Origin of the sequence: Streptococcus sp. GMD1S, assembly GCF_000296875.1 — a bacterium.
GTDB lineage: Bacteria > Bacillota > Bacilli > Lactobacillales > Streptococcaceae > Streptococcus.
In genome coordinates this window covers 1-12,723 of the sequence record NZ_AJQY01000326.1, presented here as the reverse complement: position 1 = coordinate 12,723, position 12,723 = coordinate 1, and the positions used below count along the sequence as shown (strand labels likewise).

The window sequence follows — 12,723 nt, the reverse complement described above, 5'->3', positions numbered from 1 at the left end:
AACCCGTGTTACCGCCGTGAAAAGGCGGTGTCTTAACCCCTTGACCAACGGACCATCTATCTGTAGCAGATATAACCATTATATCAATTTCTTACTAATTGTCAATCACTTTTTAGATTTTTTCTCTAGAATATCTTTTAGTTTGCGAACTTTCAAACGGGTAATCGGGCAACGATGATCTTCATAAAAGACAACTTCTAAATTCTTTCGATCAATTTCTCTCACATTTCCCACATTGACAAGGAAAGATTTATGGGAGCAATAAAATCGCTGGGTATGTTTGTCCTTTTCCTGAATATCTGTCATAGTTCCATAGAATTCTTTAGCAAAATTCTTACCAATAATCCGAAGTTTATGAGAAACTCCTGTGGTTTCGATATACAAAATGTCATGGTAAGGAATTTTCAAATCATTTCCCTTATAGTTGTAATCAAAATAGTCTACAACATCTTCGTTTTCAAGCAGCATACTCTTAGTGTAAAAAATACTCTGCTCGATACGTTTTTTGAACAATTCATCATTGATGTCTTTGTCTACAAAATCTAGAGCTGATACCTGGTATTTGTAAGTTAAGGTAGCAAATTCAGATCGACTGGTAATAAAGACAATAATAGCATAAGGATTGTGATGACGGATAAACTGAGCCACTTCAAAGCCTTTTTTCTCGATTCCATGAATATCGATATCTAGGAAATAAAGCTGATTTACTTCATCATTTTCGATATATTCCTTAAACTCACGAACTTTTCCTGTTGTCTTATATGAAATAGGAATATTCGATTCTTCCGAGATTTCATTTAATATTCTCTCTAGTCTCACTTGATGTTCAATAACATCTTCTAAAATTAATACTTTCATTCGAATTCCCTCTTAAATCTAATAATTTGTCTAAATGTGTTGTCTTCCATCTCTGTTTCTAAAATAATGTTGTCATACTTATCTAAAATCTCCTTGACATTATTAAGTCCTAGACCTCTATTTCTTCCCTTGGTAGAGAAACCTAAGGCAAATAAATCCTCTGAAGGCGTCATAGTGATTTTGCATGAATTCTGGATAACTATAACTGTTTCAAAATCCATTTTAATGACTGCAACTTCCATTTGTTTCAAATAACTATCTGCAGCACCTTCAACAGCATTGTTTAATAAAATGCTCATGATACGAACAAGATCAAGTAAATCTATTGACAGTCTAGTAATGATATCCTTTACTTCCAATGTAAACTCTACATCATTTTTTCGTGCATAGACAATCGATTGAGCAATTAAACTTCGTAAAGCAGAATCTTCTATATTATTTAAATCAAAGTAAGTATATTTTTCTGACCTCAATTTCTGATTTGCTTTTACTAAGACTTCATTGTAAACCCTGTTAATTTCTTGTAAATCTCCACTGTCAATCGCCATTTGCATGCTAACAAGCATCCCTGCATAGTCATGACGAAAACCTCGAATTTCATTATACAACTCCACAATTTCATCAGTATAAGTCTGTAAATGCTTTTGTTCAAATTTCTTTTGTTTTAGAGCAATCTCTTTTTCAATTTGAACCTTGTGAGAATTCATTGCAAAGAAAATCAATAACAAGCAAATAAAAACAATGGTTGATAAAATACTTCCGAAGCTATTTAAATGATGAGTTGTACTTACTATATCTGAAATAAACAATAAAATATGCAAACCAAAGAAAGCAACTATTACTTTTTTTAAAAAAGGGTACAGATAATCTTTATCAAAATAAGTAAGTTCTAAATGGAAATAAGTAATAATTTTTTTAATAATAAAATATGTTAGTAATAGTACTCCTAAATAAAACATCACTTCATGTTCTATCACAAAAGCATCACCTGTTATAGAGGATAGGGTTACTGATAAAAAAGTATGTGTACTATGATATAATAAAGACAATAGTAAACTGATAAACATTCCTTTATGCTTATCATACTTCTTTAAAACTACTATAGAAGTATATAGAATAAAAGGAAATATAAACTTTTCAATCCCTAACCCAGCTAATGAAATAAAGTCAAAGAAAAATTCAGCTACAGACTGATATACAAATATACAAGCTATAAATAAATATCTTTCTTTTTTAGTTACTTTACAAATTAATTCATAGCTTATTGTTAAAATAAAAATATGAAGAATAACTATTCCAAATCCTAATAAACTCATCCTATCACCCTATAATATTACTACTTTGTCCTATTTGAAAAAAGATGTTTAAAAAAGTAAGGTAGTCTTTTATCTCCACCTCGAATCTCCTGCAATTCTGCCTCTGTTACTTCTTTAAATTGTTCCAACTTTACTGTATTTTTCATAATGAAATCTCCTGTATTATTTTTTCTTGTAAGTTAACTTACACATCTATTATACAAAATGAAGACCATGTAAGAAAAAATTCTTCCCAACTGTACATTTTTGCACCTGAAACGCACTTTTTTAAGAAAAAAGCTGGGATTTATCCCAGCTTCGCATCTAAAATTGATCCCAGCAGGATTCGAACCTGCGACCGTTCGCTTAGAAGGCGAATGCTCTATCCAGCTGAGCTATGAGACCTAACATGACCATTCTATCAAAAAACAAGAGCTAAGTCAATCTTCTATTTGTGGTAAGGAGAACCCTGTTGAATTGTAAAAGCACGGTAAATTTGTTCAACTAAAACTAATCTCATTAACTGATGTGGTAATGTCAGACGTCCAAAACTGACAGAAAGATTGGCCCTATTTTTTACAACAGGAGCTAGACCCAAACTTCCTCCAATGATAAAAGTAAGCGTTGAGTAGCCTTTTATAGAAGCTTGCTCTAGTTGCTTACTCAATTCCTCTGAGGAGAGTGTTTTTCCTTCAATGGCTAGTACAACGACAAAGTCTCTTTCTCCAACCTTAGAAAGAATTCTTTCACCTTCTGTTTCCAAGATTTTTTGATTTTCTAATTCACTGGCTTTGTCAGGTGTCTTCTCATCAGTGAGCTCAATCATTTCTAATTTGGCGAAACGTGAAATTCGTTTGGTATATTCAGCAATACCATCTTTAAGGTATTTTTCTTTTAATTTTCCCACTGTTACAATTTTTATTTTCATTCTTCTATTCTATCATATCCACACTTCATTTCACATCTTATACACACAAAAATCATTCAAAATTACTAGTGAATTCACAGAATAAAGTAAGTTATCCACAACTTGTGTAAAACTTTAAGCTTTTAAGTTTGGATTAAGTTAATAGTTTTATAATCTGAGTAAATAAATAACAAACGGAGGCGTTTATGAAACACTTACAAAAATTTTACAAAAAAGGAGTTAAAGTTCTTGCAATCATTCTAATCGGATTTTTAAGTGGTGCCTTAGGAAGTTTCGTAACATTGCAACTTTATCAAAAACAAGGAAATCAAGCTACGAATAATAATTCTGGCACTGTCACTCAAACATCCTATAAAAATGAAAATTCAACCACTCAAGCAGTAAATAAAGTTAAGGATGCTGTTGTCTCAATCATTACTTATTCTTCTTCTAGCAGTAGACAAAGTAGTGTATTTAATGCTGATGACACTAACTCTGATTCAGACAATCAACAAATCGCAAGTGAGGGATCAGGTGTCATCTATAAAAAGGATGATAAAGATGCCTATCTTGTAACTAATACTCACGTTATCAATGGAGCTTCAAAAGTTGATATCCGCTTAGCAGATGGTACCAAGGTTCCTGGTGAAATTGTCGGATCTGATACCTTCTCTGATATTGCTGTCGTTAAAATTTCTTCAGAAAAAGTTACAACAGTGGCAGAATTTGGGGATTCAAGTCAACTTAGTGTTGGAGAAACAGCGATTGCTATCGGTAGTCCTCTAGGTTCAGAATATGCTAATACAGTTACACAGGGGATTATTTCAAGTCTTAATCGAAATGTTTCTCTAAAATCTGAAGATGGTCAAGCTATTTCAACAAAAGCCATTCAAACAGATACAGCCATTAACCCTGGTAACTCTGGTGGTCCACTTGTAAACATTCAAGGACAAGTAATTGGTATTACATCAAGTAAAATTGCAAGTAATGGTGGAACATCTGTAGAAGGTCTTGGTTTTGCAATTCCTTCAAACGATGCACAAAATATCATTAAACAGCTTGAAAGTGATGGTAAAGTAACTCGTCCTGCCCTTGGAATTCAAATGGTTAATCTATCAAATGTTGGAGCTAGTGATCTTAGAAAACTTAACATTCCAAGTGGTCTCACTTCAGGTGTAGTTGTTCGATCTGTTCAAAACAATATGCCAGCAAATGGACATCTTCAAAAATATGATGTCATTACCAAAGTTGATGACAAAGAGATTGCCTCATCAACAGACCTACAACATGCTCTTTACAATCATGCTATCGGAGATACTATCAAAGTAACCTACTACCGTAACGGTAAGGAGGAAACAACCTCAATTAAACTAGATAAGAATTCTAGTGATTTAGAGTCTTAATTGACATCAGTGTAAAGAAAACTTTACAGAAAGTAAAAGATATGTTAGTGTAGAATCATGGAAAAATTTGAAATGATTTCTATCTCTGAAATACAAAAGAATCCTTACCAACCTCGAAAAGAATTTGATGTAGAAAAATTAAAGGAATTGGCTCAGTCAATCAAAGAAAATGGGCTCATCCAACCAATCATCGTTCGTCAATCTCCTGTAATTGGTTATGAAATCCTTGCAGGAGAGAGACGATATCGGGCTTCTCTCTTAGCTGGTCTTACTTCTATTCCAGCCGTTGTAAAGCACCTCTCAGATCAGGAAATGATGATTCAGTCTATCATTGAGAATTTGCAGAGAGAAAATTTAAATCCTGTTGAAGAAGCACGCGCCTACGAATCTTTAGTAGAAAAAGGATTTACTCACACTGAGATAGCAGATAAAATGGGGAAATCTCGTCCTTATATCACTAATTTTATTCGTTTGCTTTCCCTACCAGAATATATCTTAACTGAAGTAGAAAATGGAAAAATTTCTCAAGCGCATGCACGTTCACTAGTTGGTTTGGACAAAGAGCAGCAAGACTATTTCTTCCAACTAATTAAAAATGAAGACATCTCTGTGAGAAAGCTAGAATCACTTCTTACAGAGAAAAAACACAAGAAGCAACTAAAAAATGATTCTTTCATCAAAGACGAAGAAGATAAATTAAAAAAACTACTCGGTTTAAGTGTAGAAATTAAACTTTCAAAAAAAGATACTGGAAAGATTATTATCTCCTTTTCAAGTCAAGAAGAATACGATAGAATTATTAACAGCCTGAAATAAGGCTGTTCTTTTATTTTCTCAACTCACAAATTTATCCACCAATTTTTTTATCAAAAAGCCTACTAAATCAAGGATTTTCTTATTTATCCCCAACCTGTGGATAAATACTGCTAACATTGTGGATTCTTTTCCCCAATCTGTGGAAAAATCCTATTATCTATGGTAAAATAAGTCTAGCACTAAACTACTAAAATCATAGTAAAGGAGGAAAATTAGTTGAAAGAAAAGCAATTTTGGAATCGTATTTTAGAATTTGCTCAAGAAAGATTGACTCGATCTATGTATGATTTCTATGCTACACCTGCTGAACTCATCAAAGTAGAAGAAAATACAGCTACTATATTTCTACCGAGATCAGAGATGGAAATGGTGTGGGAAAAGCAATTAAAAGATATTATCATTGCTGCTGGTTTTGAAATTTATGATTCTGAAATCAAACCTCACTATATTTTCACTAAACCTCAGAGTACAGAATCTCCTCAAGTAAATGATACGAATAGTGTCTCTACTTACGATTACACACCTGCACTACCAACGATTCCCTATTCCGAAACAGGGTTAAAAGAAAAATATACCTTTGATAACTTTATTCAAGGTGATGGTAATGTTTGGGCGGTGTCTGCTGCACTAGCTGTATCTGAAGATTTAGCTCTGACTTATAATCCTCTTTTCATCTATGGAGGACCTGGTCTTGGAAAGACTCACTTACTCAATGCGATTGGAAATGAGATTTTGAAAAATATTCCTGATGCGCGTGTCAAGTACATTCCTGCCGAAAGCTTTATCAATGACTTTCTTGAACACTTGCGACTTGGGGAAATGGAAAAGTTCAAAAAGACTTACCGTAGCCTTGATCTCTTATTGATCGATGATATCCAATCTCTCAGTGGCAAAAAAGTCGCGACCCAGGAAGAATTTTTCAATACCTTCAATGCTCTTCATGATAAACAGAAACAGATTGTCCTAACCAGTGATCGAAGTCCTAAACACCTAGAAGGCCTTGAGGAAAGACTTGTTACACGCTTTAGCTGGGGATTGACGCAAAATATCACCCCTCCTGACTTTGAGACACGTATCGCCATTCTTCAAAGTAAAACAGAGCACTTGGATTACCATTTCCAAAGTGATACTCTAGAATACTTGGCTGGCCAATTTGATTCAAATGTTCGAGAATTGGAAGGAGCAATCAACGATATCACTTTAATTGCCAGAGTGAAGAAGATTAAGGATATTACTATTGATATTGCTGCGGAAGCTATTAGAGCACGTAAGCAAGACGCCCGCCAGATACTTGTTATTCCAATTGAGAAAATCCAAACTGAAGTTGGTAATTTTTATGGAGTGAGTGTCAAAGAAATGAAGGGGACGAGACGAGTTCAAAACATCGTTTTAGCACGTCAAGTTGCCATGTATCTAGCTAGAGAACTGACAGATAACAGTCTTCCAAAAATCGGAAAAGAATTTGGTGGAAAGGATCACACCACCGTGATTCATGCCCATGCTAAAATCAAATCATTGATTGACGAAGACGATAATTTACGTTTAGAAATAGAAGCAATCAAAAAGAAAATTAAGTAGCTTGTGGATAACTTTTCCTTTCTTATCTTTTTTATCCACATTTTTTAAACAAGCTTAGAAGCTTAAGTTTACTAAATAGCACCCAGTTTTCCACAAAATTCACACATACTATTATTACTATTAACTTTCTAATACTAAAAATAAATAAAGGAGAATCCATGATTCATTTTTCAATTAATAAAAATTTATTTCTACAAGCTTTAAATACCACAAAACGAGCAATTAGCTCAAAAAATGCTATTCCGATTTTATCGACAATCAAAATTGATATTAGCAATGAAGGAATTACTTTAATTGGATCAAATGGTCAAATTTCTATTGAAAATTTCATTTCTCAAAAAAATGAAGATGCTGGTCTTTTGATTACTTCTTTAGGTTCGATTCTTCTAGAAGCTTCTTTCTTTATCAATGTTGTATCTAGTCTTCCAGATGTAACGCTTGATTTCAAAGAAATTGAACAAAAACAAATTGTCTTAACAAGTGGTAAATCAGAAATTACCCTAAAAGGAAAAGATAGCGAACAGTACCCACGAATCCAAGAAATTTCAGCAAGCACACCTTTGGTTCTTGAAACCAAACTACTCAAGAAAATTATCAATGAAACAGCTTTTGCTGCAAGTACGCAAGAGAGTCGTCCCATCTTAACAGGTGTTCATTTTGTATTGAGCCAACATAAGGAACTAAAAACAGTTGCAACAGACTCACACCGCCTTAGCCAGAAGAAATTGACTCTTGAAAAAAATGGAGATGATTTCGATGTGGTGATTCCTAGCCGCTCTCTACGCGAATTTTCAGCGGTATTTACAGATGATATTGAAACTGTAGAGATTTTCTTTGCAAATAATCAAATCCTCTTTAGAAGCGAAAATATTAGCTTCTACACTCGTCTCCTAGAAGGAAACTATCCTGATACAGATCGTTTGATTCCAACAGACTTTAATACTACAATTACTTTTGATGTGGTTAATTTGCGTCAATCTATGGAGCGTGCACGTCTCTTATCAAGTGCGACTCAAAACGGTACTGTGAAGCTTGAAATTAAAGGTGGGGTTGTTAGCGCCCATGTTCACTCTCCAGAAGTTGGTAAAGTAAACGAAGAAATCGATACAGAGCAGGTGACCGGGGATGATTTAACTATTAGTTTTAACCCAACTTACTTGATTGATTCCCTCAAGGCTTTAAATAGCGAAAAGGTTACTATTAGCTTTATCTCATCAGTTCGTCCATTTACTCTTGTGCCAGCAGATACTGACGAAGATTTCATGCAGCTTATCACACCAGTTCGAACAAATTAAGTGAAAGAGGTTGAGCCTAGCTCGCCTCTTTTATGATATAATCAAAAAAGAAAAGGAGAGTAGTATGTATCAAGTTGGAAATTTTGTTGAGATGAAAAAACCACATGCTTGTACAATTAAATCAACAGGTAAAAAGGCCAATCGTTGGGAAATTACACGCATAGGGGCAGATATCAAAATCAAATGTAGCAATTGTGACCACCTTGTTATGATGAGTCGCTATGATTTTGAACGAAAAATGAATAAGATTATTGACTAAGAACCCTTAGTTAGAGGGTTAGCAAGTTTTCCCTTTTTGTGTTATAATGTTAGGGATTGAAATGAGAACGGAGAATGAGAAACTATGGCTTTAACAGCAGGTATCGTTGGTTTGCCAAACGTTGGGAAATCAACCCTTTTTAATGCAATTACAAAAGCAGGAGCAGAGGCGGCAAACTACCCATTTGCGACTATTGATCCAAACGTTGGGATGGTGGAAGTTCCAGATGAACGCCTACAAAAACTAACGGAAATGATTACTCCTAAAAAGACAGTTCCAACAACCTTTGAGTTTACAGATATTGCAGGGATTGTAAAAGGAGCTTCAAAAGGAGAAGGTCTAGGGAATAAATTCTTGGCCAATATCCGTGAAGTAGATGCGATTGTTCACGTTGTACGTGCTTTTGATGATGAAAATGTTATGCGCGAGCAAGGACGTGAAGACGCCTTTGTGGATCCACTTGCAGATATTGATACCATTAACCTAGAGTTGATTCTTGCTGACTTAGAATCAGTTAATAAACGCTATGCGCGTGTAGAAAAGATGGCACGTACGCAAAAAGATAAGGAATCTGTGGCAGAGTTTAACGTCCTTCAAAAAATTAAACCAGTCCTTGAAGATGGAAAATCAGCACGTACCATTGAATTCACAGATGAAGAGCAAAAAGTAGTCAAAGGTCTCTTCCTTTTAACCACTAAACCAGTTCTTTATGTTGCTAATGTGGATGAGGATGTAGTTTCAGATCCAGATTCTATCGAATATGTGAAGCAAATTCGTGAATTCGCAGCGACAGAAAATGCAGAGGTAGTAGTTATTTCTGCGCGTGCTGAGGAAGAAATTTCTGAGTTAGATGATGAAGATAAGCAAGAGTTTCTTGAAGCACTTGGCTTGACAGAATCAGGTGTTGACAAGTTGACTCGTGCAGCCTATCACTTGCTTGGGCTTGGAACTTACTTCACAGCTGGTGAAAAAGAAGTCCGTGCTTGGACCTTTAAGCGAGGGATGAAAGCTCCTCAAGTAGCTGGTATTATCCACTCAGACTTTGAAAAAGGCTTTATTCGTGCAGTAACAATGTCATATGAGGATCTAGTGAAATATGGATCTGAAAAGGCTGTAAAAGAAGCTGGACGCTTGCGTGAAGAAGGAAAAGAATATATCGTTCAAGATGGCGATATCATGGAATTCCGCTTTAACGTTTAATAACATTTAATAAATAGTGTCAATTAGGTTGGAAAAAAATTCCAACCCTTTTGGCTTTTGAAAGGAAAAATAAATGACTAAATTACTTGTTGGATTAGGAAATCCAGGGGATAAATATTTTGAGACCAAGCACAACGTTGGATTTATGTTGATTGACCAATTGGCCAAAAAACAAAATGTTACCTTTACACATGACAAGATATTTCAAGCTGACCTAGCTTCTTTTTTCTTCAATGGAGAAAAAATTTATCTGGTCAAACCAACAACATTTATGAATGAAAGTGGAAAAGCGGTTCATGCTTTATTGACTTACTATGGTTTGGATATTGAAGATTTACTCGTTATTTACGACGACCTTGACATGGAAGTCGGGAAAATTCGTTTAAGAGCAAAGGGATCAGCGGGTGGTCATAATGGTATCAAGTCTATTATTCAACATATTGGAACTCAAGTATTTAACCGTGTTAAAATAGGTATTGGAAGACCTAAAAAAGGCATGTCGGTTGTTAATCATGTTTTAAGTAAGTTTGAACAGGATGACTATGTGGGTATTTTACAGTCTATTGACAAGGTTGACGATGCTGTAAACTACTATTTACAAGAGAAAAACTTTGAGAAAACAATGCAGAGGTATAATGGTTAAATGGTGACTTTATTAGATTTATTCTCAGAAAATGATCAGATAAAAAAATGGCATCAAAATCTGATAGATAAGAAAAGACAACTAATACTTGGTTTATCAACGTCTACCAAGGCTCTTGCAATTGCAAGCAGCCTAGAAAAAGAAAATAAGATTGTGTTACTGACTTCAACTTATGGAGAAGCAGAACGAATTATCAGTGATCTTCTTTCTCTCTTAGGAGAGGAACTTGTCTATCCTTTTTTGGTCGATGATTCTCCTATGGTAGAGTTTTTGATGTCTTCGCAAGAAAAAATCATTTCGCGGGTTGAAGCCTTGCGTTTTTTGAATGATCCATCTAAGAAAGGGGTTTTAGTTTGTAATATTGCAGCGAGTCGGTTAATTTTACCCTCTCCGACTAGATTTAAAGAAAGTACTATAAAAATTGCAGTCGGTGAAGAATATGACCAACACGAGCTACTTCACCGGTTAAAGGAAATTGGATATCGAAAAGTTACTCAAGTACAGACACAAGGTGAGTTTAGTATTCGAGGAGACATTTTAGATATTTTTGAGATGTCTCAGTTAGAACCTTTCCGAATCGAGTTTTTTGGCGATGAAGTAGATGGTATTCGTACTTTTGAAGTCGAAACACAATTATCGAAAGAAAATCAGACAAACCTCACTATCTTTCCAGCTAGCGACATACTTTTGAGAGAAAAAGATTATCAACGAGGACAGTCAGCTTTAGAAAAGCAAATTTCAAAGACTCTATCACCAATTTTAAAATCATATTTGGAAGATATTTTGTCAAGTTTTCATCAAAAACAAGTACATTCAGATAGTCGAAAGTTTTTGTCCTTATGTTACGATAAAGCATGGACTGTATTTGATTATATTGAAAAAGATACACCAGTATTCTTTGATGACTATCAAAAATTGATGAATCAGTATGAAGCCTTTGAAAGAGAATTAGCACAATACTTTACAGAAGATTTACAGAATGGTAAATCATTTTCCGAGATGCAGTATTTTGCAGATACAGAGCAAACCTATAAAAAACAAAGTCCAGTTACCTTTTTCTCTAATCTGCAAAAGGGCTTAGGAAACCTCAAGTTTGATCACATTTATCAATTTAATCAATACCCCATGCAAGAGTTTTTCAATCAATTTTCATTTTTAAAAGAAGAAATTGAGCGATACAAAAAAATGGACTACACTATTGTTTTGCAGTCTAGCAATTCAATGGGAAGTAAAACATTGGAGGATGTTTTAGAGGAATATCAGATCAAATTGGATTCCAAAGATAAGTCAAGTATCTGTAAAGAATCTGTAAACTTGATTGAGGGTAATCTAAGACATGGTTTTCATTTTGTAGATGAAAAAATTCTCTTGATTACTGAACATGAGATTTTTCAAAAGAAATTAAAACATCGTTTTCGAAGACAACATGCTTCAAACGCAGAGCGATTAAAAGATTATAATGAACTTGAAAAAGGGGATTATGTTGTTCACCATATCCATGGAATTGGTCAATATCTAGGAATCGAAACAATTGAAATCCAAGGCATTCACCGTGATTATGTCAGTGTACAGTATCAAAATGGTGACCAAATCTCCATCCCAGTAGAGCAGGTTCAGTTACTGTCCAAATATGTTTCAAGTGATGGGAAACCTCCTAAACTCAATAAATTAAATGACGGTCATTTCAAAAAGGCCAAGCAAAAAGTTAAGAACCAGGTAGAGGATATAGCTGACGATTTAATTAAACTGTATTCTGAGCGTAGTCAGTTGAAGGGTTTTGCTTTCTCAGCTGATGATGAAGATCAACATGCTTTTGATGATGCCTTCCCTTATGTTGAAACGGATGATCAACTTCGTAGTATTGAGGAAATCAAGAGAGATATGCAGGATTCTCACCCCATGGATCGACTTTTGGTTGGAGATGTTGGTTTTGGGAAGACTGAAGTAGCAATGCGTGCTGCTTTTAAGGCAGTCAATGATCACAAACAGGTGGTCGTTCTAGTTCCAACGACGGTTTTAGCGCAACAGCACTATACGAATTTTAAGGAACGATTCCAAAATTTTGCTGTTAATATTGATGTGTTGAGTCGCTTTAGAAGTAAAAAAGAGCAGGCAGAAACACTTGAAAAACTAAAGAATGGTCAAGTCGATATTTTGATTGGAACGCATCGTGTTTTGTCAAAAGATGTTGTGTTTTCAGATTTGGGATTGATGATTATTGATGAGGAACAACGATTTGGTGTCAAGCATAAGGAAACTTTGAAAGAACTGAAAAAACAAGTAGATGTTCTAACCTTGACAGCAACGCCAATTCCTCGTACTCTCCACATGTCTATGCTGGGAATCCGAGATTTGTCTGTTATTGAAACTCCTCCAACCAATCGCTATCCTGTTCAAACCTATGTATTAGAGAAGAATGATAGTGTCATTCGTGATGCTGTCTTGCGTGAAATGGAGCGTGGAGGTCAA

Annotated in this window: 12 protein-coding genes and 1 tRNA gene; 8 read left to right on the top strand and 5 right to left on the bottom strand. The window is 34.8% G+C overall.

What is annotated here, in order from left to right; translation table 11 throughout:
• Window positions 1-105: 105 nt before the first annotated feature.
• The 5 genes from comE to rlmH form a co-directional block, all read right to left on the bottom strand.
• The gene (gene comE / locus GMD1S_RS09570; protein ID WP_000866079.1) at window positions 106-858 is read right to left on the bottom strand and encodes a competence system response regulator transcription factor ComE; all 753 of its coding nucleotides are present in this window, start codon (window positions 856-858) and stop codon (window positions 106-108) included.
• Window positions 855-2,174 carry a competence system sensor histidine kinase ComD gene (gene comD, locus GMD1S_RS09565; protein WP_000054555.1) on the bottom strand — a complete coding sequence of 440 codons (1,320 nt, stop codon included), beginning with the start codon at window positions 2,172-2,174 and terminating at the stop codon, window positions 855-857. The genes comE and comD overlap by 4 nt, the downstream gene beginning before the upstream one ends.
• A gap of 20 nt (window positions 2,175-2,194) precedes the next feature.
• A complete protein-coding gene (comC, locus tag GMD1S_RS09560; protein ID WP_008282505.1) occupies window positions 2,195-2,320 on the bottom strand; it encodes a competence-stimulating peptide ComC in 126 nt (41 codons plus the stop codon).
• 164 nt (window positions 2,321-2,484) lie between these two features.
• Window positions 2,485-2,558, bottom strand: a tRNA-Arg gene (locus tag GMD1S_RS09555).
• Between the two features lie 43 nt (window positions 2,559-2,601).
• Complete coding sequence (gene rlmH, locus GMD1S_RS09550) at window positions 2,602-3,081, bottom strand: 23S rRNA (pseudouridine(1915)-N(3))-methyltransferase RlmH (RefSeq protein WP_000694220.1); 480 nt, start codon at window positions 3,079-3,081, stop codon at window positions 2,602-2,604.
• Between the two features lie 185 nt (window positions 3,082-3,266).
• Between rlmH and GMD1S_RS09545 the strand changes: the two genes are divergently transcribed.
• The 8 genes from GMD1S_RS09545 to GMD1S_RS09510 form a co-directional block, all read left to right on the top strand.
• Window positions 3,267-4,463: a S1C family serine protease gene (locus GMD1S_RS09545; RefSeq protein ID WP_000681800.1), complete on the top strand. Its 1,197-nt coding sequence runs from the start codon at window positions 3,267-3,269 to the stop codon at window positions 4,461-4,463.
• 57 nt (window positions 4,464-4,520) lie between these two features.
• Window positions 4,521-5,279 (top strand): ParB/RepB/Spo0J family partition protein, encoded by a 759-nt coding sequence (locus tag GMD1S_RS09540; protein ID WP_000410363.1) that lies wholly within the window; start codon window positions 4,521-4,523, stop codon window positions 5,277-5,279.
• Window positions 5,280-5,495: 216 nt separating this feature from the next.
• Window positions 5,496-6,857 carry a chromosomal replication initiator protein DnaA gene (gene dnaA / locus GMD1S_RS09535; RefSeq protein WP_000660625.1) on the top strand — a complete coding sequence of 454 codons (1,362 nt, stop codon included), beginning with the start codon at window positions 5,496-5,498 and terminating at the stop codon, window positions 6,855-6,857.
• A gap of 158 nt (window positions 6,858-7,015) precedes the next feature.
• The gene (dnaN, locus tag GMD1S_RS09530) at window positions 7,016-8,152 is read left to right on the top strand and encodes a DNA polymerase III subunit beta (protein WP_000581139.1); all 1,137 of its coding nucleotides are present in this window, start codon (window positions 7,016-7,018) and stop codon (window positions 8,150-8,152) included.
• Between the two features lie 64 nt (window positions 8,153-8,216).
• Complete coding sequence (locus GMD1S_RS09525; protein ID WP_000285180.1) at window positions 8,217-8,411, top strand: DUF951 domain-containing protein; 195 nt, start codon at window positions 8,217-8,219, stop codon at window positions 8,409-8,411.
• An 84-nt stretch (window positions 8,412-8,495) separates the two neighbouring features.
• Complete coding sequence (gene ychF, locus GMD1S_RS09520) at window positions 8,496-9,611, top strand: redox-regulated ATPase YchF (RefSeq protein ID WP_001218703.1); 1,116 nt, start codon at window positions 8,496-8,498, stop codon at window positions 9,609-9,611.
• A 73-nt stretch (window positions 9,612-9,684) separates the two neighbouring features.
• Window positions 9,685-10,254, top strand: coding sequence for an aminoacyl-tRNA hydrolase (pth, locus tag GMD1S_RS09515; RefSeq protein ID WP_000163923.1), 570 nt, complete (start codon window positions 9,685-9,687; stop codon window positions 10,252-10,254).
• Window positions 10,255-12,723: DEAD/DEAH box helicase (locus GMD1S_RS09510; RefSeq protein WP_000258067.1), on the top strand; the 2,469-nt coding region annotated here is incomplete at its 3' end.

What these genes read in the sequence shown, in the direction of transcription:
- comE (WP_000866079.1), bottom strand. Translation starts at nt 858, where the DNA reads ATGAAAGTATTAATTTTAGAAGATGTTATTGAACATCAAGTGAGACTA.
- comD (WP_000054555.1), bottom strand. Translation starts at nt 2,174, where the DNA reads ATGAGTTTATTAGGATTTGGAATAGTTATTCTTCATATTTTTATTTTA.
- comC (WP_008282505.1), bottom strand. Translation starts at nt 2,320, where the DNA reads ATGAAAAATACAGTAAAGTTGGAACAATTTAAAGAAGTAACAGAGGCA.
- rlmH (WP_000694220.1), bottom strand. Translation starts at nt 3,081, where the DNA reads ATGAAAATAAAAATTGTAACAGTGGGAAAATTAAAAGAAAAATACCTT.
- GMD1S_RS09545 (WP_000681800.1), top strand. Translation starts at nt 3,267, where the DNA reads ATGAAACACTTACAAAAATTTTACAAAAAAGGAGTTAAAGTTCTTGCA.
- GMD1S_RS09540 (WP_000410363.1), top strand. Translation starts at nt 4,521, where the DNA reads ATGGAAAAATTTGAAATGATTTCTATCTCTGAAATACAAAAGAATCCT.
- dnaN (WP_000581139.1), top strand. Translation starts at nt 7,016, where the DNA reads ATGATTCATTTTTCAATTAATAAAAATTTATTTCTACAAGCTTTAAAT.
- GMD1S_RS09525 (WP_000285180.1), top strand. Translation starts at nt 8,217, where the DNA reads ATGTATCAAGTTGGAAATTTTGTTGAGATGAAAAAACCACATGCTTGT.
- ychF (WP_001218703.1), top strand. Translation starts at nt 8,496, where the DNA reads ATGGCTTTAACAGCAGGTATCGTTGGTTTGCCAAACGTTGGGAAATCA.
- pth (WP_000163923.1), top strand. Translation starts at nt 9,685, where the DNA reads ATGACTAAATTACTTGTTGGATTAGGAAATCCAGGGGATAAATATTTT.